Origin of the sequence: Candidatus Accumulibacter contiguus (assembly GCF_036625285.1) — a bacterium.
GTDB classification, from domain to species: Bacteria; Pseudomonadota; Gammaproteobacteria; order Burkholderiales; family Rhodocyclaceae; genus Accumulibacter; species Accumulibacter contiguus.
Genome location: NZ_JAZKUC010000002.1, coordinates 476,060 through 500,205, shown reverse-complemented (window position 1 = coordinate 500,205; position 24,146 = coordinate 476,060). Strand labels below are relative to the sequence as shown.

Sequence of the window (24,146 nt, the reverse complement as noted above, 5' to 3'; positions counted from 1 at the left end):
GCCTGCACAAGGTTCTACGAGTGATTTTAGCCCAGGAACCTGTACCTTATGAGCCAATCGGATTCTTCCCTCTATACATGGGCCGGCCGTTTCTCCGAGCCGATGTCCGACCTTGTCAAGCGCTACACGGCATCGGTGGATTTCGACTGGCGAATGTGGCGTCAGGACATTCGTGCCTCGCTGGCACACGCCACGATGCTGGCCCGACAGAACATCATCAGCACCAACGATCTGGCCGATATCGAGCGCGGTATGGCGCAGGTGGTGAGTGAAATCGAGACCGGCAACTTCGTCTGGTCACTTGACCTCGAAGACCTGCACCTGAACATCGAGAAGCGCCTGACCGCTCTCGTCGGCGACGCCGGCAAGCGCCTGCATACCGGCCGCTCACGCAACGATCAGGTCGCCACCGACATTCGTCTGTATCTGCGTGACTCCATCGACGACATCGTCATCCTGCTCGGCAAATTCCAGGACAGGCTGCTCGATCTTGCTGAAAAGGAAGCGGCCACGGCGCTGCCCGGCTTCACCCACCTGCAGGTCGCGCAGCCGATTACCTTCGGCCATCACCTGCTGGCCTATTTTGAAATGGTGCGACGTGACGCCGAGCGCTTTGCCGACTGTCGCCGACGCACCAACCGTTTGCCCCTCGGTGCGGCCGCCCTGGCCGGTACCACCTATCCGATCGATCGTCAGTTCGTCGCAGATTTGTTGGGTTTTGACGGGGTTTGCGAAAACTCGCTCGATGCCGTTTCCGACCGCGACTTTGCGATCGAATTCTGTGCCGCCTGCGCATTGCTGATGATGCACATCTCGCGCCTGTCCGAAGAACTGGTCCTGTGGATGAATCCTCGTTTCGGCTTCATCAGGCTCGCTGATCGATTCTGTACCGGCAGCTCGATCATGCCCCAGAAGCGGAATCCCGACGTACCCGAGTTGGCGCGCGGCAAGACCGGCCGCATCTACGGTCATCTGACGGCCTTGCTGACGCTGATGAAAGGCCAGCCTCTGGCCTACAACAAGGACAACCAGGAAGACAAGGAGCCGCTGTTCGACACCATCGACACGGTCAACGATACCCTGCGCATCTTTGTCGAACTGATTCCCGGTATCACCACCAACCCGGAAAACATGCGTGATGCCTTGCGCCAGGGATTTGCCACCGCCACCGACCTGGCCGACTACCTGACCCGCAAGGGCCTGCCTTTCCGCGATGCCCACGAGGCCGTCGGCCTGGCCGTTCGCCGCGCCGAAGAACTCGGTGTCGACCTGGCGCAGCTTTCACTCGGAGAACTGCAGCGCTTCTCAACGCGGATTAGCGACGATGTGTTTGCGGTACTGAGCATCGATGGGTCGCTGGCGGCGCGCCGCCACGTTGGCGGCACGGCACCGGAACAGGTTCTGGCGGCGATCGCGCGCGCGCGTCGCGGCTAGGCACCCCACCTTGCTGGCATGGAGAAGATCGGCAAATACACACTTGTCCGGGAAATCGGCCATGGCGCAACGTCTACCGTCTACCTCGGGAACGACCCTTTCAGCCAGCGCGAGGTCGCGGTCAAGGTCGCCTTTCCGGACATTCTGAGAGATCCCAAACGGGGCAGGCTATACACACATATCTTTCTCAATGAGGCCGCACTGGTCGGCAAGCTGTCGCACCCGCACATCGTCCAGACTTATGACGCGGTGGTCGACGATCACCTCTGTTATATCGTCATGGAATATGTAGCGGGCGGCACGCTGGAGACAGCCTGTGCAGCCGGTCGGCTGCTGTCATTCGAGCGCATCGTCGAGATCATTTTCAAATGCACGCGAGCGCTCGATTTTGCATTCCGGGCCGGCGTCATTCATCGTGACATCAAGCCAGCCAATATCCTCGTCGAGGGTTCAGACCCGAACGTGGGCGAGATCAAGATCTCCGATTTCGGCGCCGCGATCATTGGCTCGCCCGATCGCACCCTGATTCTCGGCATGGGGTCGCCAGCCTACATGTCACCGCAACAAGTGAAAGATCACACACTCGATCACCAGACCGACATCTATTCTCTCGGCGTTGTCATGTACCAGTTACTGACCGGACAACTTCCATTTCAGGCCCGCAACAGTTATGACCTGATCTACCAGATCATCCACTCGGAGCCGCGCCGGCCTTCGGCGCTACGCCCGGATATTCCGTTGTCGTTGGACAACATCGTCGCGCGCGCGATGAGCAAGAAACTCGAGAACCGTTACGCTAACTGGGCAGAGTTCGCACGCGATCTGGCGCAGACTTGCCGCGGCCGAAGCCTGGACGTTCCCGCTGAGCAGATGGCGGATGTCGAAAAATTCGACACCCTGCGTGCGTTCGCCTTCTTCGCGGATTTCTCTGATGTCGAGCTTTGGGAAGTGCTGCGTTTTTCTCAATGGATCCGCGTTTCTCCTGGTGAGGTGATCATTCAGGACGGCAACGTCGGCGATTGTTTCTATTTCCTCGCCGAAGGTGAACTGAAGGTCCTCAAGAACGGCATGATCCTTGATCTGCTGACCACCGGAGAGTGTTTCGGAGAGATGGCGGTGATCGGCAAAGCGAACTCGACACGTGGCGCGGATATTGTCGCTCTGACCGATGGCAAGCTGGTGAGGATTACCGAAAGCGCTTTACAGGACGCTTCCGCTGCCTGTCGAATGCATTTCTACCAATCTTTTCTGGCTGTCCTCAGCGCGCGCCTGACATCGTCGAACGTCCGTCTGGTGTCCTTCTGAGGCATCCCCAAGATGCGCCAGCCAGCGGACCACTAGTGACCGCAAAATGGAGCCACACCGTTGACGCCCATCAGGGCCTGCCTTTGGTAGCTCGTGCGAACGATGCCGGTAGTGCCATCGAATAGCACATCGAAGCGTGCAAGCTGGTTCCACGCGTCGCAAAACTGCCACTCCCAGACCAGTTCGTCGCGCGCCTTGAAGTAGTTGGTCCACTGCGGCACGGGTGGACCGATCAGACGCAGCACCGACTCCTGGTCGCTCTTCCCCGGCTCGATGCGAGCGAAATGCTCCATGTCGAGTACCGCCTCAATCTGCCGCAGCCGCCCATCGGGATCGATGAAGACCATGAATGTCTGAGCACCTGCCGGCCCACGCGGATACGCCAGTTGCTCGCTGCCGTCAGCGTTCTTCCAGCGGAGTGCCGGCGCGCCCATCGTCGCCATCACTTCCGGCAAGGTCGCCACACCTGGCTGCAGACTCCAGCCGCTGTAGCCGGCGCAAGCCGATAGCAGGGATACACTGACCACGGCCCACAGGTATTGCCAGCTCGAGCGTTCAGTATCCATCTCGCGCTTCGACCATCCGTCAGAGCGGATCGGCGAGCCCTTCGAACAGTTTCTGCAACTCACCCTCTTCATACATCTCGCGCATGATGTCGCAGCCGCCGATAAACTCGCCGCGCACGTAAAGCTGCGGAATCGTTGGCCAGTTGGCATATTCCTTGATACCGTTGCGAATCTCCGCATTCTCCAGCACATCCACGCTGAGGAAGCCGGAAACACCACAGGCTTTCAGAATCTGCACGGTGACCGCTGAAAAACCACATTGCGGAAATTGTGGCGTCCCCTTCATGTAGAGGACCACCGGATTATTCGTGACCTGCTCCTTGATCAGTTGCTGCACATCCATCATCAAACCTCGTCATTACTATAGTTGATAGAAACAATCGGGATTAGTGTACCGCTTGACACCACCCATCGTCAACGCAGACAAGCACCGCTGACTCGTTCGACCTGCGACAGATCCAGCCAGGAAGCCACGTCGGACAAGCCTGCACTCCACAACAGATTACGCACATCGGCTGACTGATTGTAACCGTGTTCGATCAGCAGCCAGCCATCCGGCAGCAGATGTCTGGCTGCACCGCCGATGATTGCGCGAATACAGGCCAGACCGTCGCCGCCAGCGACCCCATCGCTTAGCGCCATCTGCGGCTCGAAGGGCAGACCGTTCTGCTGCAGATGCGGATCTGCATACGCAACATAAGGTGGGTTGGCAACAATCAGGTCGAAACGCGCCTCGCCGAGCGGTGCGTACCAGTCACCAGCAAAAAAGCTCACCTCCGCCGCATGCCGTGCGGCGTTGCGGCCGGCCACTTCGAGCGCCGCCAAAGACAAGTCGACCGCGCTGACAGTGGCTGCCGGGTACAGGCACTTGAGGGTCACCGCCAGTACCCCGCAACCCGTACCGAGATCAACAATCCTCGGTGCGGGTAATGACTGCAGTCGTTGGATTGCCAGTTCGACCAGCAGTTCCGTTTCGGGACGTGGAATCAGCACTGCCGGGCTGACCTGAAACTCGAGCGTGTAAAATTCTGCCGAGTTCACCAGATACGCCAGCGGCTCTCCGCCAGAACGACGCTTGACGAGTGCCGCGAGTCGAGCCACCTGATCGGTCGACAAGGCTCGGGTCGGTCGTACCAGCAGGTCGACATGCGTACAATCGGCAACATACTCGACGAGCAAACGCGCATCCAGTCGATCAATGCTCTGGCTGGCCACACGCCAGGCCTCGCCGATGCTCGTCACCAGCCGCAGCATTCAGCGCAGGCCCATTGGCCCTGGCCACTGCCCAAGACACGCATCAGGGTCTGAGCGATCGCTTCATGCGCTCTCGGCGAGCATCGCCAGCTGATCAGCCTGATACTCTGCGGTCAGCGCAGCGATCAGCTCATCGAGATCGCCGTCCATGACCGCCTCCAGCTTGTACAGCGTCAGGTTGATGCGGTGATCAGTCACTCGCCCCTGCGGGAAATTATAGGTTCGAATTCGCTCCGAGCGATCACCACTGCCAATCAGATTCCTGCGCGCCGACGCGATGTTCGCATGTTGCTCACGTTCCTGCATGTCCCGGATACGCGCCACCAGCACGGACAGCGCCTGCGCCTTGTTCTTGTGCTGCGACCGATCATCCTGACATTCGACGACGATGCCCGTCGGCAGATGAGTGATGCGTACGGCCGAATCGGTCTTGTTGATGTGCTGCCCGCCCGCCCCTGAGGCCCGATAGGTATCGATGCGAATCTCGGTGGGATTGATCTGTACCTCCTCCAGTGCATCGGCTTCGGGCATCACCGCCACCGTACAGGCGGATGTGTGGATACGGCCTTGCGTCTCGGTATCCGGAACACGCTGCACGCGATGAGCACCCGACTCGAACTTGAGTCTGGAGTAGACGCCATTCCCGATAATGCGCGCAATGACTTCCCGGTACCCGCCGAGGTCCGAAATACTTGCGGAAACGACATCCACTTGCCAGCCCCGGCGCTCGGCATAGCGCGTGTACATGCGGAACAGATTGCCTGCAAACAGTGCTGATTCGTCACCGCCCGTGCCGGCGCGAATTTCAAGAAAGACATTGCGATCGTCCTTGGCATCCTTCGGCAGCAATAGTTTTTGCAGTTCTGCCTCGATCTCCGGCAGGCGTTCCCTGGCACCTGCCACTTCAGCTTCAGCCAATTCCCGCATCTCCGGATCAGCCAGCATATCGAGCCCCGCAGACAGATCAGACTGGAGCTGCCGCCAGGCCTGAAACAGGGAAACCACCGGGCCCAGTTCGGCATGCTCGCGCGACAGTTTGCGGTACTCGTCCATGTCGCGTGTCGCCTCGCCACTGGCCAGCATGCGGTCGATCTCGTCGAGACGACCGGTCAGATGCTCAAGTTTGTCGCAAATACTCTGGTTCATTAGCGTGAAAGTCGCGTCAGCGACTGACAAATCCTGATGAGTTGGCACATGCGCACCGTTATTCGCCGAGGTGGGATTCCACATGCAGGTGGAAAAGCTGTGCCGCCAGGGATGGCAAGTCATCCCGGCCTCCGCTGGCCTGACTCAGCGCCTGTGTTGGTGCATGCAGGAACTTGTTGGTCAAACGGAGTGAAAACTGCTCGAGCACACGCGCCGGGTCGTCCCCTCTGGCCAACAACTTGAGTGCATGTTCCATCTCGTGCCGACGCGATCGTTCAGCCGCATCGCGCAGCGCGCGAATGACCGGCACTGTACCACGCGTTGCCAGCCAGCGCAGGAATCCATCGACACGCTCGGCAATGATTGCTTCCGCGTCAACGACTGCTGCCTGACGCGACTCGAGCCCCGAAGCGACCAATTGAGCGAGATCATCAACCGTATACAGGAAGACATCGTCCATATCGCCCACCTCGATCTCGATATCACGCGGGACAGCGAGATCGACCATGAACATCGGGCGGTGACGGCGCATCTTGATGGCACGCTCGACCATGCCCAGACCAATGATCGGCAGCGGACTGGCCGTACAGGAGACGATGATATCGAACTGCGACAATCGCTCGCCAAGCTCTTCGAGGCGGATCGCCGTTCCGCCAAAACGATCCGCAAGCGCCCGTCCACGCTCAACCGTTCGGTTGGCAACAAGCACCTGTTTCGGCCGTTGTTCCGCGAAATGCCTGGCGCACAGTTCGATCATCTCGCCGGCGCCAATCAACAGGAGCCGCTGATCTGCGATCCGCTCGAAGATGCGCTCGGCCAGGCGCACCGCGGCGGCGGCCATGGAAACGACGTTGACCCCGATCGCCGTCGTCGAACGTACCTCCTTGGCGACGGCAAACGAATGCTGGAACAGCTTGTGCAAGGTGGTACCGAGGGTGCCGGCTTCCTCCGCCACACGTACTGCTTCCTTCATCTGGCCGAGAATCTGAGGCTCACCAAGAACCATCGAATCGAGTCCGCTGGCCACCCGGAAAGCATGGCGAACGGCATCACGTTCGGGATAGGTGTAGAGGTATGGCTCAATCTCGTGGTGTGCAAGACAATGATAGTCGGCAAACCACTGGCTTGCCGCCTCAGGCACATCGGTAGCGAAGTACACTTCAGTGCGATTACAGGTGGAGAGAATCGCCGCCTCTTGAACCGATTTGCAGCGCGTCAGGTCGGTCAGCGCCTGGTGCACCCTTTCCGCATGAAAGGCCACCTGCTCACGTACCGACAGAGGTGCTGTGTGGTGGTTGATACCAAGCGTAAACAGCGGCATTCTTGGAGGTCGGTAGGCAAGGCAAATGGCAGGAAAGACAAGGATTATATCATTGACACCACATACCCCCGCGCGAGCCTGCGCATTCAGAGCACATCCGGCCCCGGCTTGCCGATGAAATACCCTTGCGCGTAGTCCACACCAAAACTGCGCAACATGTTCAAGGCGCGTTCGTCTTCAACGAACTCGGCGACGGTCTTCTTGCCGAATCCTCTTGCCACCTCGGTCAGTGCCCGTACAAAGACCTGGTCGTCCGGACTGTCAACCAGCGTGCGCACAAACGATCCGTCGATCTTGACATAATCAACAGGCAATTGCTTGATATAATTGAAAGAAGAAAAACCTACGCCAAAATCGTCGAGCGAAAACGAACAACCGAGTTCGCGCACAGCTTCCATGAACGCGCGGGCAGCAGAAAAATCCGACACGGCAGCCGTTTCGGTAATTTCAAAGACGACATGGCTGGGCAGCAGCGGGTTGCGGGAAAGCTCGTCGCGGATGAAGGACAATAGTCTGACATCGTTGATGCTGACGCCCGACAGGTTGATCGAGAACTTGTAGTATCTCCCGACGGCAAACAAGGCCAACATCTTGCCAAACACCTGATGGATCACGTAGCGATCGATCTCGCGTATCAAACCGCTGTTTTCGGCGACTTCCATGAACGCACCAGGTGGAATCAGCGACCGGTCGGCGTCCCGCATGCGCACCAGCGCCTCGTAGTGACTGACTTGCCGCGCACGGATATCCTGAATCGGCTGGTAATGGACGACAAATCCCCCATCCACCAGAGACCGGTTGATCATCTCTTTCCAGTGCAGACGCTCTTGTATCTTCTCCTGCTCACCTTCACCCTCGGAGTAGAGATGCCAGCCTCCCCCGCCCTTGGCCTTGGCCTGATACATGGCGATGTCGGCATTGGCAAGCAGTTCCTTGACGTCCATCTTGGCCTCGGAAAAAACCACGATCCCGATGCTGGCGGAAACCCGATGGTTCGCTCCCAGTTCGGGAAACTTGATTTCGGCAAGGCGTTTGTTGATTTTCTCGGCCACCTGGATGGCGCCGTCGTGGTCGCACTCATGCAGCAGGAGCCCCAGTTCGTCACCGCCCAGCCTCCCCAGCAGATCGCTGGCACGTGCCAGGTTACCGACCTGGTCGGCGACGATGCGTAACAGGGCGTCTCCCGCCTGATGGCCGCTCACGTCATTGACGTATCTGAACTCGTCCAGGTCGAGATACAGCAAGGCCCCATCATGCCCCGAACGTCGCGCGCTGATCAGGGTTCGATCGAGCTCGTTCTGAAAATGCTGCCGATTGACCAGGCCTGTCAGGGGGTCGTGTTCTGCCAGATAAGTGACATGCGACTCGGCGCGCTTGCGTTCGGTGTGGTCTACCCCGACCGACAGGATCATCATCGCATCGCCAGCATGGCCGGACAGGCGGGAATGGCTCCAGGTGATTTCGTACGACTGGCCGCTCATGCCCAGCAGAATCGACTCCATCTGCACGTGCCGACGATGCCCAGCGGCGATTTCGAGGAAAGCCTGCTGAACAGTCGATACCGACGATGATCCGGCCTGGCCGAGCAACTCGAAAAAACGCTTGCCGAGGAGTTCTTCCTCCCCCCAGTCGAACAACATGCGCCCGTATCGATTGAGCGTGCGGATTCGACCGTCGGCGGACTGCGTCAGGATGATGACCTGCGCGGTATCTAAGAGGCTCTTGTTGAAATCGCGCTCGACCGATATCCGCTGCAACATTCTCTGGGTCGCTGCAGAATGCGCAGCCACCTCCTTCTCCAGCGTCTCCAGGCGATACGACAGGGCGATCGCAGCCTCATCCAGGCTATCGATTTCATCATCGAGCAAACGCCGTGCGCGTGGCGCAATACGTGCACGCGCTTCGGCAAAGGCCCGGCGGCCGAGCAGGGGTATCGCCAGCACGGCCCGGGTCATGCGTTGCAGGGGTGCGTGTACCAGCAGCGCCAGCAACAGCAGCGACAGCAGCGAGGCCAGCAACTCGCCCTGCAAGCGGCTCAAGACCGATTGGCGAATGTCGGCCAGGGCATCGGTCAGATCGTCGATGACCACCATCATCGCCGGCAACTGCTCGCCCCTGGGAGCATCCAGAGCCAGAAACGACAGTTCGAACTGCTTGTCGTCGTAAGGCAGCGAGAGGTAGGCATGGCCACGTGTGTGAAGGATCGGGGGAATCGACCTGAGTTGATGCAGCAACTCCCGATATTTTCCCTTGCTGCTCAACTCGATCACCCGCAAGCCCACCTGTGGCAGGAAGGCCTCGTCTACCGCAAGCCCGGCCGCAGGCGAGGTCGGGATGAGAACCCCGAGATCAGCACCACCAGACACACTTGGAAAGGAGTTAACCACCTCAGCCGGCGAACTGCCCAGGACCACCGCCCCGGCCACCCGACCAGCCGACAGAATCGGTGCCGCCGCAAACTCGGTACACACCTGCCGGCAGCGCGTCCAGTGCATGGCTTGCTCACTCTTGATAACGGCGCGCACCTCTGCATCGTGATCCGGATCGGCCAGCACATTGCTGGGCCAGGTAGCCAGTGGCAAACCGGTCTTCGCATAGACCTGCAGCGAGTCGATACCCAGGCCGAGTTGCAGGGCCGCCCAGTAACTGTCGAGGTGATTTCGCAGCAGTTCATTCCCGGACGGCGTCTGGAACCGGCTCACGCCGACAGAATCGAGAGCAGCCAGCACACCCGCGAGCCCCTGCAGGCGCTGCCCGAAGTCATCGCGCAAAGCGAAGGCCTGCAGAACGAGACGCTTGCGGGTCTCTGCACGCTGCGTTTCGAAGCGCGTCGTCAGATCGTGAAAATGTAGCCAGGACAAGGCCCCGTTGACCGACAGCATCACCGCACCCAGGGTCAGCAGGACCTTCCACCTGAGGCTAAGGAATCTCGAACCGCTGCGCGCTTTCGACGCAGATGGACTATCCGACATTGGCGGCGATTAAAAGCGGAAGGAAGCTTGCAGCATGAAGTTGTCCCAGTAGCGACGCAAAGCCTGCACGCTCGGGTTGTCCTGCACCGCCAGAAAACCCGTACCGTCAACCCGATGCACTTCGGCGCGCAACATGAACTGTGGGGTGACGTCGAAACGAAGCCCAGCCGTCCAGTCCTTGGCAAAGCGGGTAAAACCCGGCATGCCGGTGGCGGCAGCAAATCCCTTGCCGTCACGATCCTGGTTGTCGGCGTAATAGGCGTCGTAACGCAGCAAGGCCTCCCAGCGTGGTGCCAAGCGGTAGCTGCCTTGCAGATAATAGCTGCGTCCATCGGCAGTGCCATTGTAAAAAAACCGACCAAAGTCCGAAACCGAAGTTCGGCGGAAAGCGTATTCGCTGGTCAGGCTCCAGTTCTCGGCGTTGAACTGGGCAGACAGAATCAGTGGCGTCAGCTTGAATCTCCCGGCCAGCAGTCGGTCGCCAAAGCCCGGCTTGTAGCGCAGGTCGAGACGAGTGGCGGTCAAGCCCAGACGATACATCCCGCCAGAGCCCTCGTAGAAGACCTGGAAATCCGGCGCGAGACTGGAATCGAGACTGCCGGGCCGTTGCAAGCCGACCAGAGCCACTTTGGCAGCATCCGTATCGGTCTGCGGCTGGCCGTAAGCGAAACTGGCGAACAGACTTCCGGCATCGCCATAGCGCTCTGCGTAGATCTCGCCCCCGTCGGCTGACACAGTCAGATTACGTGTTCTTTCGAAATAGATCGATTGGGGCAGAATGATGCTGGGGCGTGTGAACGGCACGTCGCGGGTCTTGTTGTACAAACCATAAGCGGTTTTGATCCGTCCCAGGCGAATCCCGGCGCGTCCATCTTCTCTCGACAGCGGCGTCCAGTCGATCAGCCCATAATCGAGCCGCACGCCACCATCATCGGTGCCTCCCGCCCGATGTGAGAGCAGTTCGGCTGCCAGTTGCACATCGGAAGTCAGGCGCCATGACGCATTCGCACCCACTTCTGTGAAATCCCGGCTTACCCGGTCGTCGCTGCGCCCGAAAAAATTGTTGTCGGTGGTGTTCACCAGTGTCAAGGACGCAAAACCGTGCAACTGGAAATCACCGCCCAGCAGGTCCAGTGCACGCACCGCTGCGGTCCACAGCAAGCACACGCCAATCAGCGCGACGCAAGACGCGGCCCTAGCGAATCTTGAGAACACGCACATTCGTATTAACCTCGCTCGCCTTGACGTAACCAATCGCCCCCGGCGTGGATGCCACTCTGGATATCATTTCCTGCGTTGAAGCGACCTGCTCGGGGTATTGGCCCTGCCCGGAAAACACCTGTCGATCCCAGGCCATTCGCAATTGCTGGGGAAACACCTGCAGCACGGTCTTGCTGAAGGTGGCATGTTCGGGCGCTTCATCCCTGAGAACGAATACCTTGACCGGGGTGTCGGTGGGCCAATTCTGCAGGCGCATGCCAAAGATGGCGCGCAGGGAAGCTCGCGGAATGGTCTCTTCGCTGGTCGCCGGGTAGGCGATCGCAACCATCGCCAGCTCCGGCGTCTGGGCATGCGCCACAGCGGCAAGCAGCACGTTCGCCAGCAGGTAGAGCAATAGCGATCGCCACAACAAAGTCACGAATTTAATGGGAATAATTTTATTCATCAAGACACATGCTACCAGACAAAGCCCTCCGCCGACTCGGCCAGCATCGGTCGACAGAGTCTTTGCTCCTGCGCTCAGCCGATAAACCACTACGGCTGATTCAACTAGATTCCCGATCCACCCTCTTCCATGGTCTTTCCTGGTGCGGCAAAAACCCTGATCTGACGAGGCTTGAGCCATACTTGCTGTCCTTTGGCGAGCGCCAATATCGTGGCCCGCTCGCGAGTCAACTCAACCTCGATCAATTCCGAAGCATGCGCCAGCTCGACACGCACCCATGGCCCGATGGCATGCACTTCTTGTACCGTTGCCTCCAGGCCACCGGTCAGCGGGTGGTGTTCGATTTCGATATCGTGCGGTCGGACAAAGGCCGTAACAGCGCTTTCCGGCACGTCTTCGCGACGCTCCGCAGCGACCTCCGCCCAGGCACCATGGACACGGCTGTGAAAGACGTTGACATTGCCAAGGAACTGATAGACGAAAGGTGTTGCCGGACTCGAATACACCTCGTCGGGAGAGCCGATCTGCTCGATCCGCCCCTGCTTCATGACCACCACGCGGTCAGCAACCTCCAGCGCCTCTTCCTGATCGTGCGTCACGAAGACGCTGGAAATCTGCATTTCATCGTGCAGGCGCCGCAGCCAACGCCGCAGTTCCTTGCGCACCTGGGTATCCAATGCACCGAAGGGTTCATCGAGCAGCAGCACCCTCGGTTCAACGGCGAGCGCACGTGCCAGAGCGATACGCTGACGCTGACCGCCTGAAAGTTGCGATGGATAGCGATCGGCCAGCCAGTCGAGCTGCACAAGCTTGAGTAATGCCATGACCCGGCTATGGATCTCGGCCTCTGCCGGACGCACTTTTCTCGCTTTGACGCGCAGACCGAAAGCGACGTTTTCGAACACCGACATGTGCCGGAACAAGGCGTAGTGCTGGAACACAAAGCCGACCTTGCGATCGCGTGCATGCACATGTGCCGTTTCCTCGCCAGCGAACAGCACCTGCCCAACGTCGGCGGTCTCCATGCCGGCGATGATGCGCAGCAGCGTGGTCTTGCCGCAGCCTGACGGACCGAGCAAGGCGACGAGTTCGCCCGTCGGAATGTGCAGGTTGATGTCTTCCAGTGCCACAAAGTTGCCGAAGCGTTTGCCGATCGCGCGTATTTCGATGCTCATCAGGACAGTTCAGAAAAGGTTCTTGCAGGGCTCGCGTACAAGCGAGATGGAAAAATCAGGAGCAAGCTGCGGCCCCTGTCTCAGGTCTCAGGTCTTTTCTGCCGGCAAGTCCGCCGACAGCATGCTGTTTTCGCGGCGCATTCGCCATTCAACGATGGTCTTGGCAAGCAATGTCACCAGCGCCAGCAAGGCCAGCACCGATGCCGACGCAAAAGCGCCTACCGCGTTGTACTCGTTGTACAGAATTTCCACATGTAACGGCAGGGTATTGGTCTCGCCACGAATATGCCCGGAAACCACCGATACCGCACCGAATTCGCCCATCGCCCGAGCGTTGGCAAGGATCACGCCGTACAGCAGACCCCACTTGATATTCGGCAGCGTCACGCGGCGGAACATCTGCCAGGCACCGGCACCGAGCGAGAGGGCAGCCTCCTCTTCTTCCTTCCCTTGCGACTGCATCAGCGGGATCAACTCGCGGGCGACGAACGGCGAGGTAATGAACAGGGTGACAATGATGATCCCTGGCAGCGCAAATACCACCTTGATGTCATGTGCCGACAGCCATGGCCCGAAAAGCCCCTGGGCACCGAAGATCAGCAGAAAGACCAGACCCACGACTACCGGCGATACGGCGAACGGCAGATCGATCAAGGTAATCAGCAGACTCTTGCCCCGGAAATCGAACTTGGCGATCGCCCATGCCGCAGCGACACCAAAAACGATGTTGAACGGTAGCACGAAGAGTGCGACAAAGAGTGTCAAGCCAATCGCAGAACGGGTTTCGGGATCGTTCAAGGCGCCGGCGTATGCTGTCCAACCTGCGGCAAAAGCCTCTACAAAAACCGCCAGCAAAGGCAGGGCGAGAAAGAAGAAGAGGAATCCGAGCCCGACACCCAGCAGCAGAGCACGTAACCAGCGTGGCTCGGCGTTCACCCGCCGCAAGTGCCCGCTCACCGGCGCGCTCCCATGCTTGGCGAACACTCACTGTGCCGATTCGCCGCCCACCACTGCAAGGCGTTTACGGCGAGCAGCATCACAAAGGAAATGACCAGCATGACCATCGCCAAGGCGGTTGCGCCAACGACATCATACTGTTCAAGCTTGGAGATGATCAGCAAGGGCGTGATTTCCGAGATCAGGGGCATGTTGCCGGCAATGAAAATGACCGATCCGTACTCTCCGACCGAACGTGAAAAGGCCAGCGTGAAGCCGGTGAGTAGCGCGGGGAAAATCGCCGGAAAGAGGACACGGATCAAGGTCTGCCAGCGCGAAGCACCAAGTGATGCGGCAGCCTCCTCGACCTCCGGCTCGATATCCTCGATCACCGGTTGTAGCGTGCGAACGACAAAAGGCAGGCCAATGAAAGTCAGGGCAACGACGATGCCAAACGGCGTGAACGCCACCTTGACGCCTAACGGCTCAAGGTATCGGCCAATCCAGCCATTGTCCGCATAGAGGGTGGCCAGAGTAATTCCGGCCACCGCCGTCGGCAAGGCAAAGGGCAGATCGACCAGGGCATCAATGGCACGCTTGCCTGGAAACGAGTAGCGCACGAGAATCCAGGCGACGATCAGACCAAAGAAGGCGTTGACCGTCGCAGCCAGCAAAGATGCACCGAAGGTCACGCGATACGAAGCCAGTGCGCGTTCGCCAGTGGCGATCGCCCAGAACTCGGCCGGGCTCAGGTGACTGGCCCGGAACGCCAGACCGGAAAGCGGCAGCAGGATCAGCAGCGACAGATAAGCCAGGGTACAAGCCAGCGACAGTCCGAAACCGGGCAGGATCTGTCGGCGGGAAGCCGACATCAAACGGGATGATGACCTGGCAGCCACGGCAGAGCGCCTACTTCTGCTGATAGATCTGGTCGAAAGTCCCGCCATCCCTGAAGTGCGTCGGATAAGCCTTGGCCCAGCCGCCGAAAACCTCGTCGACGCTGAAAGTCTTTATCGGGGGAAACTGTGCCGCATATTTTTTCAGTATCTCCTGGTTTCGCGGCCGCAAATAGTTCTGAGCGGCGTTTTCCTGGCCTACCGGCGACCATAGGAAATCCAGATAAGCCTGCGCCGCCTTGCGCGTACCTTTCTTGTCGACCACCTTGTCAATGATGGCAACGGGAAATTCGGTGAGGATCGACAACGAAGGGTAGACCACTTCGAATTCGCCCTTGCCAAACTCACGGGCAATCAGTTCGGCCTCACTCTCGAAGGATATCAGCACATCACCGATCTTCCGCTGCATGAAAGTGGTGGTTGCATCACGCCCTCCGGCGGCGAACAAGGGGGCGTTCTTCAGCAGCCGGCCAACGAAATCCTGCGCGGCCCGGTCGTTAGCACCGGCCTGAGTGAGTGCGTAGCCCCACGCGGCAAGATAGGTGTAACGGCCATTGCCGGTATTCTTGGGATGCGGCAGGATCACCTGGACTCCCGGTTTGACGAGATCACCCCAATCCTTCAAGCCTTTCGGGTTACCCTTGCGAACGATGAACACCATCGTCGACGTGTAGGGTGACGCATTGTTCGGAAATTTCTTCGCGTAGTCCCTGGCCACCAAACCTTTCTCGGCGAGAAAGTCGACATCGGACGCCTGATTCATGGTCACCACGTCGGCTTCCAGGCCGTCGGCGACGGCCCGCACCTGCTTGCTCGATCCCGCGTGCGACTGTTTCAACTCGATCGACTCACCGGAAAGCGCTTTCCAGTGTTTCTGGAACATCGGGTTGTAGTCTTTGTAAAAATCACGGGCAACGTCATACGAGACGTTGAGCAGGCTGCTGCCTTCGGCCAGAACCAAGGAGGCAGACAAAGTGAGCACAAGGGTCAGGAACAATTGGCGAATCACTCGAAACATACGCTACTCCATCAAATGCCGGAAAGTGTGATCACTATAGCCAAGGCTGTTAGAACTGTATAGCATCAGTGATTATTTATTTATACTTATTAGAAATATAGCGCATGGAAACCGACAATAAAAAAGCCACGGCGCAGCGTGGCTGGTCATCCCTAGAACCGGATCAAACGCGTGTCGGCAGCCTACCCGTTGCTGATGCACTTTCCATCCAGCGCTTGATGCGATTGGCGTCACCAATGCGGGTTTGCTTGCCGGCTGAGTCCAGCAGCACGATCACGACCGGTTTGTCTGCAACACGCGCCTGCATCACCAGACATTTACCGGCTTCCTGAATGTAGCCAGTCTTCGACAAGCCGATCTCCCAGGTCGGGCTGCTGACCAACTGATTGGTATTGTGGAAGTCGAGCTCGCGGCCCTTGACTTCAGCCCGCACACCGGGAGTCGTCGAGAACTCGCGAATCAGGGGGTAATGATGTGCAGCCGCAACCATCCGTGCCAGATCGTGCGCCGTGGAGACGTTGTTGCTGTTGAGCCCGGTGGGATCCTCAAAATGCGAACTGCTCATCCCGAGCGACGCCGCCTTGCGATTCATCGCCGCCACGAAAGCCGGCAAGCCGCCAGGGTAATGACGTCCAAGGGCATTGGCTGCACGGTTCTCGGAAGACATCAGAGCCAGCAGCAGGGCCGTCTCGCGCGAGATCACCGTGCCTACCCCGAGGCGCGAACGGCTGCCGCGCAGGTAGTCGACATCCTCATCGCTGATCGTGATCGGCGACTGTAGATTGGGCATGCTGTCGAGCACGACCATCGCTGTCATCAGCTTGGTAATCGACGCAATCGGCACAATGGCGTTGGCATTTTTTTCGTACAGGGGCTCACCACTGTCCTGGGCGATCACCAGTGCCGAGCCCGATTGCACGGCCAGACGTCCCGGATCCTGCCAGAAATCGACATTACCGGCGAGAACTCTGGTCAGATTCCTTTTCTGAACCGCATGCGTCAAGCCACCGCTTGTCTCCAGCGGGGCGTACTTGCTGATCTGCGAGACGCGAGCGGAGCGTACGGAGTGTACGGACTCGGCCTTTGCTACCCGAACCACTGCCTTGTCTTTCCGGTCCACGGGTGCAGCCATTGCGTGCCGACCTGGCACACTCTTGGCGGCTGTTGGCTCAACCTTGTTCTTGTTCGTCGAAGACTTGGTGGAACTCGTCCGTGCCAGGGGCTCGACCTTGGCCTTCTGGGCAACCGGCTTGACCATACTCTTCTCGGCCACCGCCTCCTTCTTGCCCTTCTGTACGACCGGCGAGGCCTTGCTCTTCTGTGACTCAGCCTTGCCTTTGCCCTTCTCCATCGCATGGGCCGCTTCCATCGGCAGCATCGCCGTTCCCAACATTGCGCCCAGCAGCAACGCTGCCCTTAATTTGATCCGCATCGCAAGCCTCCTGCACGATTCAATTGATTTTACGATTCTACAGCAACCCATTGTCTGATCACTATAGATCATGAAAAAGAACGGGATAGACGAATGATATGATAAACCACTTCAGGCGCATTCAGGATTCTTCCAGAAAAGCTTTGACCTCTTCTCGACGCGCCATCGTGTCCTGGTAGCCGAGATCGATCAATGCTCCGGTGTAGGGCTTTTCGAAGAGAAGGTAGCTGGTCAAGGCACCGCCGCGCCGATTCATGGCCCCCAAGCCGCGCAGCAGTGTTCTCACCGCCAGGGGCAGCGCACCCGCGTGGCGTGCTGCAAGATAATCAATACGTTCGGATGGAGTGATGATCAGGGACTGCACCGAGCGCAGAGCAATGTCGCCGCTGGCCCGCAACTCCTCGGGGATCTTCGAGAGTGTCTGATTGATTCGCTCCATACGCTCCACGTCAACCGCCAGACTATCCAGAAAGATCGATGACAGCGCATGCCCGGCAATCTGCGCCAGGGTCGGATAGCTTCGGGAACTCTGCCGTCCCGTCGTGTCGTTCAATTGTGCGACGCCGATGATCAGGATCTTCTCTGCGCCAAGATGGATCGCGGGCGAGATCGGGGCCAGCTGGCGCATCGACCCATCGCCAAAATATTCGCGATTGAGGTACACCGCGGGAAAGATGAAAGGCAGCGCGCTCGATGCCATCAGATGTTCAACCGAGAGATGTGCGCGACAGCCGACTCGATGCGTGCGCCGCCACCTCTCCACCTCGGGATGCGCCTGAAAGAAACTGACGCCGTGACCCGTCGTGTAACCGGATGCGGTAATGCTTACAGCGTAAAGTGAGCCGTTGGAGAGGCAACGATCGAGGTTGCCGAAATTCAGCCTCTGTTCGAGAAGCTTGCGCAGCGGCCGATTGTCCAGCAACGAACGCGGGCTGCGCCGGATCATCCAGCCCAGCAGCAGGGCACTAAGCCAGCTGACCCCGGCAATTCCCATGCCAAAAGGATCGGCGCGATAGATCTGCCCGGCGTGCATGTTGCGCCAGACATCCGCCAGCGCTTCGACGGCAGCGCTGAAGTTGTTGGCATAACACGCCAGGGTGGCTGCGTTGACGGCACCGGCCGAGGTGCCGCAAAGAATCGGGAAGGGATTCTCGATAGGGTTGCCAAGCAATTCGCGAATGGCCAGCAGAGCGCCCACCTGATAAGCAGCCCGCGCGCCACCGCCACCGAGAACCAGGGCAGTTTTGCTGTTCGCCATTGTGCTTCAGTGGGGTCCGCTTGCAGAGTCCGATGCCGTCGTGATCGTCACCGGCGGATCGGCAGCAACCTCGAAAACGGAGACGGCTGCCACTCGAGGAGCAGCACTCAGCGCTCGTTCATCAGTTTGTCGACCACGGTCAAAGCGGTCATGTTGACAATCCGTCGAACCGTCGCCGTCGAAGTCAGGATATGTACCGGGTGCGCAGCCCCGAGCAGGATCGGGCCAATCGTCAGGTTGTCGCCAGAGGCAATCTTCAGCAGGTTGAATGAAATATTGGCCGCATCTAGCGTCGGCATGATCAGCAGGTTGGCAGTCCCCTTGAGACGCGCATCGCTGGGGAATACCCGCTGCCGGATGTGCTCGTCAAGTGCCGCATCACCGTGCATCTCGCCCTCCAGTTCGAGGCGCGGCGCGCGTTCCTTCAATAGCTGAAGCGCTGCGCGCATCTTCAGCGCAGTTGGCGTGTTCGCCGAGCCGAAGGACGAGTGCGACAGCAGTGCGACACGCGGTGTCACGCCGAAGCGGCGAACCTCGTCGGCAGCCAGCAGCGTCATGTCCACCAACTGCTCCGCCGACGGGTCGTAGCTGATGTAGGTATCGGCGATGAACAGCGTGCGATCCGGCAGCACCAGCAGACTCATCGCATAGAGGTTGCGAACCCCCGGTGCCAGTCCGATGACATTCTCCACATACTCGCGATGCACGTCATGGCGGCCGAAAGTGCCGCAGATGAGACCGTCTGCGTCACCCATGCGCACCATCATCGCGCCGAACAGCGAAGCGCGACGCCGTACTTCGCGCCGGGCAAATTCGGCCGAAACCCCTTTGCGCTCCATCAAACGCCGGTATTCCCGCCAGTAAGGTTCGAAGTGCTCGTCGAAAAACTCGTTGTTGTCGGCGTTGACGACGTCGAAGTCACCCCCCGGAGACACGCGCAGGTTCAGCGCCTCGAGCTTGCGGGCGATGTCGTCCGAGTCACCGATCAAAATCGGCCTCGCGATTCCCTCGTCAACGATCACCTGCACGGCACGCAGCACGCGATCGTCTTCCCCTTCAGCGAAAACGATGCGTCTGGGTGCCTGCTTGGCCTGCGAGAAGACCGGTTTCATGATCAGGCCGAAGTGATAGACGAATTCGTCCAGACTTTCCCGATAGGCTTCGAGATCCTTGATGGGCCTGCTCGCCACCCCGGAGGCCATGGCCGCCTCGGCAACCGCCGGAGCAATCTTGCCAATCAGACGTGGATCGAAAGGATTCGGAATCAGATACTCCGGTCCAAAGTTGGAGTGCTTTTCGCCATATGCCTTGACCGCAACCTCCGATTGCTCGACTCGCGCCAGTTCAGAGATCGCCCGGACTGCGGCGAGCTTCATCGCTTCGGTAATGGTGGTCGCGCCGACATCAAGAGCACCGCGAAAAATGAAGGGAAAGCACAACACGTTGTTGACCTGGTTCGGGTAATCCGAACGGCCAGTCGCAATGATCGCATCGTTGCGAACCGCCTGCACGTCTTCGGGCCGAATTTCCGGATCGGGATTCGCCAATGCCATGATCAGTGGTGCCGGCGCCATCCTCGCCACCATCTCCTGCTTGAGGACACCACCAGCCGACAGCCCGAGGAAGACGTCGGCACCCTCGATGACTTCCCCGAGCGTGCGTGCATCGGTGCTCTTGGCATAACGCCCCTTGATTTCGTCCATGTCCTCGACGCGGCCCTCATAGACCAGACCCTTGATGTCGGTTACCCAGATGTTCTCGACCGGAATGCCCAGCATCACCAGCAAGTCCAGGCAGGCGAGTGCGGCGGCGCCGGCCCCCGAGGTGACCAGCTTGACCTGATGCAGTTCCTTGCCCTGCAGGAACAGACCATTGAGAATAGCCGCGCCGACGACGATTGCCGTGCCGTGCTGATCGTCGTGAAAGACCGGAATCTTCATTCTTTCGCGCAGTTTCTTCTCGACATGGAAGCACTCCGGCGCCTTGATGTCTTCCAGGTTGATGCCACCAAAAGTCGGTTCCAGGGAAGCGATGATTTCCACCAGGCGATCAGGATCGCGCTCCTCGATTTCCAGGTCGAAAACGTCGATATTGGCGAACTTCTTGAACAACACGGCCTTGCCTTCCATCACCGGCTTGGCGGCCAGCGGGCCGATCGCTCCGAGGCCAAGTACCGCGGTACCATTGGTGATGACGCCGACCAGGTTGGCGCGCGAGGTCAGCGTGCTCGCTTCGCCCGGTAAAGCAGCAATCTCTTCGCAGGCCGCAGCCACCCCCGGAGAGTAGGCCATCGACAGATCGTACTGGTTGGCCAATTGTTTGGTCGGCTGTATCGATACCTTGCCCGGCTTGGGATGGCGATGATAGAACAGGGCGGCAATACGTAACTGGTCTTTTTCTTTGTTCATCGTTCACTCTCCTGACGAGTATCAATTCGGACCTGTGGCATAATTACACAAACTCCGACCTACTTGTAGCACAGACGCCTAGCATGCTGTTATCCGCCCTGCACCAGGCTTGTTTTTCACCCGCCGCGACCGACGCGCCGCACCCAAATGGGCCGGAAATCCATTCCGCCTTCCGGCCGTTTTTCCCTGCCCGCGCCGCTCCACGGTAACTTCTGCTTCTCTACCTTCCTTCGAGAGTAATTACCATGAACCAGACTGTTTCCATCAATGCCCCCGATTACGTCAAACATGAACGCCTGAAGCAATGGGTTGCGGAGATTGCAGCCCTCACCGAGCCGGCCAATGTCGTCTGGGCCGACGGTTCTGAGGAAGAATACGACCGGCTTTGCGCCGAGCTGGTCGCTGCCGGCACCTTCACCAAGCTCAAGAAGCGCAAGAACTCCTTCCTCGCATTTTCCGATCCATCCGACGTTGCGCGCGTCGAGGATCGTACCTACATCTGTTCCGAGAAGAAGGAAAACGCCGGCCCGACCAATAACTGGGAAGATCCGGCCAAGATGCGTGGAATCCTCAGCGGCCTGTTCAAGGGCTGCATGAAGGGTCGCACGATGTACGTGATCCCCTTCTCGATGGGTCCGATCGGCTCGCCGATCGCGCAGATCGGCATCGAGATCAGCGACAGCGCCTACGTGGTGGTCAACATGCGCATCATGACGCGCATGGGCAAGGCGGTGTTCCCCGTTCTCGGTACCGATGGCGAGTTCGTTCCCTGCGTGCACTCGATCGGCGCTCCCAAGGAGCCCGGCCAGACCGATCCGCGCTGGCCATGCAACCCGACCACCAAGTACATCGTACACTATCCGGAAACCCGCGAAATCTGGTCGTACGGATCGGGCTACGGCGGCAACGCACTGCTCGGCAAGAAATGCCTGGCTCTGCGCATCGCGTCGAACATGGCCCGTGACGATGGCTGGATGGCTGAACACATGCTGATTCTTGGCGTTGAATCGCCCAGCGGTGACAAGCACTACGTCGCCGCCGCTTTTCCGTCGGCCTGCGGCAAGACCAACTTCGCCATGCTGGTCCCGCCGAAGAGCCTCGGCGACTGGAAGATCACCACCATCGGCGACGACATCGCCTGGATCAAGCCACGTGTCGGCAAGGATGGAAAAACCCGCCTGTACGCGATCAACCCGGAAGCCGGATTCTTCGGTGTGGCGCCTGGCACCAACGACAAGACCAACTTCAATGCCATGGCCTCGCTCGCCGAAAACACCATCTTCACCAACGTCGCGCTGACCGACGACGGCGACGTCTGGTGGGAAGGTATGGGTCCGGCGCCAGCACACGCCATCGACTGGCAGGGCAACGACTGGACGCCGGAAATAGCCAAGGAGAAAGGCACCAAGGCCGCACATCCGAACTCCCGTTTCACTGCCCCTGCTTCGCAATGCCCGTGCATCGACGAGAACTGGGAAAGCACCGAAGGTGTGCCCATTTCGGCTTTCCTGTTCGGTGGCCGGCGCGCCTCGACGGTGCCACTGGTCTGCCAGACACTGGACTGGGAGCACGGCGTCTACGCTGCCGCCACGCTCGGTTCTGAAACGACTGCAGCCGCCTTCGGTCAGCAGGGCGTCGTTCGTCGCGACCCGTTTGCCATGCTGCCGTTCTGCGGCTACCACATGGCCGACTACTATAGTCACTGGCTAAAGATGGGCAGCGCAGCCGACACACCCGTGCCGATCTTCATGGTCAACTGGTTCCGGATGAACGAAAAGGGCGAGTTTGCCTGGCCAGGCTTCGGGGACAACGCACGCGTCCTCAAGTGGATCATCGAACGCTGCGAAGGCAAGGCTGCCGCCAGACAGACCATCCTTGGCTCGATGCCCAACTACGAGGACATCGACTGGTCCGGTACTGAATTCTCCAGAGAAGAGTTCGCCGGTGTCACCAGCCTCGACAAAGAGGCCTGGCTGAGCGAACTCGAAGGCGTCAAGGACTGGTTCGCGAAGATGGGCGACAAGATGCCTGCCCAGCTCGTAGACATCCGCGACAAGTTCGAGAAGGCATTCCAGGCAGCCTGAGCATCAGAGAACATCAAGAGGCCGCCTCCGGGCGGCTTTTTTTGGCCAGCGTCATGTCTTGTGGTTACACTGCCGGCTTTCACCAGACCGATTCCAACCATGCCGACCTTTCCCGCCAGCCGCCTCGCCAACATAGCCCCCTTTCATGTCATGGAGTTGATGGCACGCGCCAGGGCACTTGAAGCCGAAGGTCGCGACATCATCCACATGGAAGTCGGCGAACCCGACTTCCCAACGCCGGAACCGATCATCGCCGCAGCACGAGCAAGTCTCGAGAGCGGCCACGTGTTTTATACACCCGCGCTTGGCCTCCCCGAGTTGCGCCGCGCCATCGCCGACTTCTACCAGACACGCTACGGCATCAACATCCCCGCCACACGCATAGCAGTCACAGCGGGGGCTTCCGGTGCCCTGCTGCTGACCCTCGCCTGCCTGGTCGAAGCGGGCAGTGAGTGGCTGCTCAGCGATCCCGGTTATCCGTGCAACCGTCACTTCATCCGCTGCTTTGAAGGCGTGCCGGTCGGCATGCCGGTCGGCCCGGCGAGCAACTTTCAACCCACCCTGGCCCATCTCGAGGCGCACTGGAACGAACGCTCAGCCGGAGCGCTGCTCGCTTCCCCGGCCAACCCCACCGGTACCATGCTGGGCGGTGAAGAACTGGCAGCGATGGCCGAATTCGTTCGCCAGCGCCAGGGACAATTGATCGTCGATGAGATCTACCACGGCCTTACCTATGCAGGTGACGCTCAGACAGCACTGCAGTTCGGCGAAGACATCTTTGTCGTCCAGAGTTTTTCCAAATATTTCAACATGACCGGCTGGCGTCTTGGTTGGCTGGTCGTCCCCGAACGCTTCGCCCGCGACATCGAAAAGCTCGCACAGAATCTCTACATCTCGCCATCGACACCGGCGCAGCACGCCGCAATCGCGGCTTTCGCACCGACGACGATCAGTATCCTCGAAGCACGGCGCGCGGAGTTTCGGCGCCGGCGCGACTTCCTGGCGCCGGCGCTCGCAGACCTCGGTTTCCGACTGACGGCCAGACCGGAAGGTGCCTTCTATATCTACGCCGATTGCAGCGCCCTGACCAGCAACAGCGATCGCTTCGCTCGCGACCTGATCGAGTCGGCCGGTGTTGCTGCCACACCCGGCCTCGACTTCGGCACACATGCGCCGGAGAGGCATTTGCGCTTTGCTTACACGACCAGGCTCGAACGTCTGGCCGAGGCGGTTGACAGAATCCGTCGCTTTCTGGGCTGAGGGTCGAGAGTTGAC

At 59.4% G+C, this 24,146-nt stretch carries 19 protein-coding genes; 4 read left to right on the top strand and 15 right to left on the bottom strand.

What is annotated here, in order from left to right:
- The first annotated feature begins 48 nt into the window (after positions 1–48).
- Entirely contained in the window at positions 49–1,434 is a 1,386-nt protein-coding gene (gene argH, locus V5B59_RS20795) for an argininosuccinate lyase (RefSeq protein WP_169069040.1), read from the top strand.
- 18 nt (positions 1,435–1,452) lie between these two features.
- On the top strand, positions 1,453–2,739 hold the full coding sequence (locus V5B59_RS20790) for a serine/threonine-protein kinase (RefSeq protein ID WP_169069041.1): 1,287 nt from the start codon (positions 1,453–1,455) through the stop codon (positions 2,737–2,739).
- 32 nt (positions 2,740–2,771) lie between these two features.
- Here V5B59_RS20790 and V5B59_RS20785 read toward each other — a convergent pair whose 3' ends face one another.
- The 15 genes from V5B59_RS20785 to V5B59_RS20715 form a co-directional block, all read right to left on the bottom strand.
- Entirely contained in the window at positions 2,772–3,305 is a 534-nt protein-coding gene (locus V5B59_RS20785; protein WP_169069042.1) for a hypothetical protein, read from the bottom strand.
- 19 nt (positions 3,306–3,324) lie between these two features.
- On the bottom strand, positions 3,325–3,648 hold the full coding sequence (gene grxD, locus V5B59_RS20780) for a Grx4 family monothiol glutaredoxin (protein ID WP_034914457.1): 324 nt from the start codon (positions 3,646–3,648) through the stop codon (positions 3,325–3,327).
- A gap of 71 nt (positions 3,649–3,719) precedes the next feature.
- On the bottom strand, positions 3,720–4,559 hold the full coding sequence (gene prmC, locus V5B59_RS20775; protein WP_034914448.1) for a peptide chain release factor N(5)-glutamine methyltransferase: 840 nt from the start codon (positions 4,557–4,559) through the stop codon (positions 3,720–3,722).
- 63 nt (positions 4,560–4,622) lie between these two features.
- Entirely contained in the window at positions 4,623–5,705 is a 1,083-nt protein-coding gene (gene prfA / locus V5B59_RS20770; RefSeq protein ID WP_034914451.1) for a peptide chain release factor 1, read from the bottom strand.
- Positions 5,706–5,763: 58 nt separating this feature from the next.
- Entirely contained in the window at positions 5,764–7,026 is a 1,263-nt protein-coding gene (hemA, locus tag V5B59_RS20765; RefSeq protein ID WP_034914453.1) for a glutamyl-tRNA reductase, read from the bottom strand.
- Positions 7,027–7,112: 86 nt separating this feature from the next.
- Positions 7,113–9,998 carry a bifunctional diguanylate cyclase/phosphodiesterase gene (locus tag V5B59_RS20760; protein ID WP_034914456.1) on the bottom strand — a complete coding sequence of 962 codons (2,886 nt, stop codon included), beginning with the start codon at positions 9,996–9,998 and terminating at the stop codon, positions 7,113–7,115.
- Positions 9,999–10,007: 9 nt separating this feature from the next.
- Positions 10,008–11,141 (bottom strand): hypothetical protein, encoded by a 1,134-nt coding sequence (locus V5B59_RS20755; RefSeq protein WP_288131824.1) that lies wholly within the window; start codon positions 11,139–11,141, stop codon positions 10,008–10,010.
- 52 nt (positions 11,142–11,193) lie between these two features.
- On the bottom strand, positions 11,194–11,664 hold the full coding sequence (locus V5B59_RS20750; RefSeq protein WP_169069044.1) for a substrate-binding domain-containing protein: 471 nt from the start codon (positions 11,662–11,664) through the stop codon (positions 11,194–11,196).
- Positions 11,665–11,768: 104 nt separating this feature from the next.
- Positions 11,769–12,839: a sulfate/molybdate ABC transporter ATP-binding protein gene (locus V5B59_RS20745; protein WP_169069045.1), complete on the bottom strand. Its 1,071-nt coding sequence runs from the start codon at positions 12,837–12,839 to the stop codon at positions 11,769–11,771.
- A gap of 87 nt (positions 12,840–12,926) precedes the next feature.
- Complete coding sequence (cysW, locus tag V5B59_RS20740; RefSeq protein ID WP_308240024.1) at positions 12,927–13,796, bottom strand: sulfate ABC transporter permease subunit CysW; 870 nt, start codon at positions 13,794–13,796, stop codon at positions 12,927–12,929.
- Positions 13,793–14,647: a sulfate ABC transporter permease subunit CysT gene (gene cysT, locus V5B59_RS20735; protein ID WP_034914883.1), complete on the bottom strand. Its 855-nt coding sequence runs from the start codon at positions 14,645–14,647 to the stop codon at positions 13,793–13,795. Before cysT ends, cysW begins: the two co-directional genes overlap by 4 nt.
- Before the next feature lie 37 nt (positions 14,648–14,684).
- Positions 14,685–15,689: a sulfate ABC transporter substrate-binding protein gene (locus V5B59_RS20730; RefSeq protein ID WP_169069046.1), complete on the bottom strand. Its 1,005-nt coding sequence runs from the start codon at positions 15,687–15,689 to the stop codon at positions 14,685–14,687.
- A 163-nt stretch (positions 15,690–15,852) separates the two neighbouring features.
- Positions 15,853–17,121, bottom strand: coding sequence for a D-alanyl-D-alanine endopeptidase (pbpG, locus tag V5B59_RS20725; protein WP_332352293.1), 1,269 nt, complete (start codon positions 17,119–17,121; stop codon positions 15,853–15,855).
- Positions 17,122–17,242: 121 nt separating this feature from the next.
- Complete coding sequence (locus tag V5B59_RS20720) at positions 17,243–18,379, bottom strand: patatin-like phospholipase family protein (protein WP_169069047.1); 1,137 nt, start codon at positions 18,377–18,379, stop codon at positions 17,243–17,245.
- A gap of 107 nt (positions 18,380–18,486) precedes the next feature.
- Positions 18,487–20,787 (bottom strand): NADP-dependent malic enzyme, encoded by a 2,301-nt coding sequence (locus V5B59_RS20715; protein ID WP_332352292.1) that lies wholly within the window; start codon positions 20,785–20,787, stop codon positions 18,487–18,489.
- Positions 20,788–21,032: 245 nt separating this feature from the next.
- On the opposite strand from V5B59_RS20715, the gene V5B59_RS20710 reads away from it, so the two are divergent.
- Together V5B59_RS20710 and V5B59_RS20705 are read left to right on the top strand one after the other, a co-directional pair.
- Positions 21,033–22,871, top strand: coding sequence for a phosphoenolpyruvate carboxykinase (GTP) (locus tag V5B59_RS20710; RefSeq protein ID WP_169069048.1), 1,839 nt, complete (start codon positions 21,033–21,035; stop codon positions 22,869–22,871).
- Positions 22,872–22,970: 99 nt separating this feature from the next.
- Complete coding sequence (locus V5B59_RS20705; protein ID WP_169069049.1) at positions 22,971–24,131, top strand: pyridoxal phosphate-dependent aminotransferase; 1,161 nt, start codon at positions 22,971–22,973, stop codon at positions 24,129–24,131.
- The last annotated feature ends 15 nt before the right edge of the window (positions 24,132–24,146 follow it).

Excerpts from the sequence above, each read along its gene's own strand:
- V5B59_RS20760 (WP_034914456.1), bottom strand. The coding sequence starts at position 9,998 with ATGTCGGATAGTCCATCTGCGTCGAAAGCGCGCAGCGGTTCGAGATTC.
- V5B59_RS20720 (WP_169069047.1), bottom strand. The coding sequence starts at position 18,379 with ATGGCGAACAGCAAAACTGCCCTGGTTCTCGGTGGCGGTGGCGCGCGG.
- hemA (WP_034914453.1), bottom strand. The coding sequence starts at position 7,026 with ATGCCGCTGTTTACGCTTGGTATCAACCACCACACAGCACCTCTGTCG.
- prfA (WP_034914451.1), bottom strand. The coding sequence starts at position 5,705 with ATGAACCAGAGTATTTGCGACAAACTTGAGCATCTGACCGGTCGTCTC.
- argH (WP_169069040.1), top strand. The coding sequence starts at position 49 with ATGAGCCAATCGGATTCTTCCCTCTATACATGGGCCGGCCGTTTCTCC.
- V5B59_RS20705 (WP_169069049.1), top strand. The coding sequence starts at position 22,971 with ATGCCGACCTTTCCCGCCAGCCGCCTCGCCAACATAGCCCCCTTTCAT.
- V5B59_RS20730 (WP_169069046.1), bottom strand. The coding sequence starts at position 15,689 with ATGTTTCGAGTGATTCGCCAATTGTTCCTGACCCTTGTGCTCACTTTG.
- V5B59_RS20745 (WP_169069045.1), bottom strand. The coding sequence starts at position 12,839 with ATGAGCATCGAAATACGCGCGATCGGCAAACGCTTCGGCAACTTTGTG.
- V5B59_RS20750 (WP_169069044.1), bottom strand. The coding sequence starts at position 11,664 with ATGAATAAAATTATTCCCATTAAATTCGTGACTTTGTTGTGGCGATCG.
- V5B59_RS20790 (WP_169069041.1), top strand. The coding sequence starts at position 1,453 with ATGGAGAAGATCGGCAAATACACACTTGTCCGGGAAATCGGCCATGGC.
- grxD (WP_034914457.1), bottom strand. The coding sequence starts at position 3,648 with ATGGATGTGCAGCAACTGATCAAGGAGCAGGTCACGAATAATCCGGTG.
- pbpG (WP_332352293.1), bottom strand. The coding sequence starts at position 17,121 with ATGCGGATCAAATTAAGGGCAGCGTTGCTGCTGGGCGCAATGTTGGGA.
- V5B59_RS20715 (WP_332352292.1), bottom strand. The coding sequence starts at position 20,787 with ATGAACAAAGAAAAAGACCAGTTACGTATTGCCGCCCTGTTCTATCAT.
- V5B59_RS20785 (WP_169069042.1), bottom strand. The coding sequence starts at position 3,305 with ATGGATACTGAACGCTCGAGCTGGCAATACCTGTGGGCCGTGGTCAGT.
- V5B59_RS20710 (WP_169069048.1), top strand. The coding sequence starts at position 21,033 with ATGAACCAGACTGTTTCCATCAATGCCCCCGATTACGTCAAACATGAA.
- cysT (WP_034914883.1), bottom strand. The coding sequence starts at position 14,647 with ATGTCGGCTTCCCGCCGACAGATCCTGCCCGGTTTCGGACTGTCGCTG.
- prmC (WP_034914448.1), bottom strand. The coding sequence starts at position 4,559 with ATGCTGCGGCTGGTGACGAGCATCGGCGAGGCCTGGCGTGTGGCCAGC.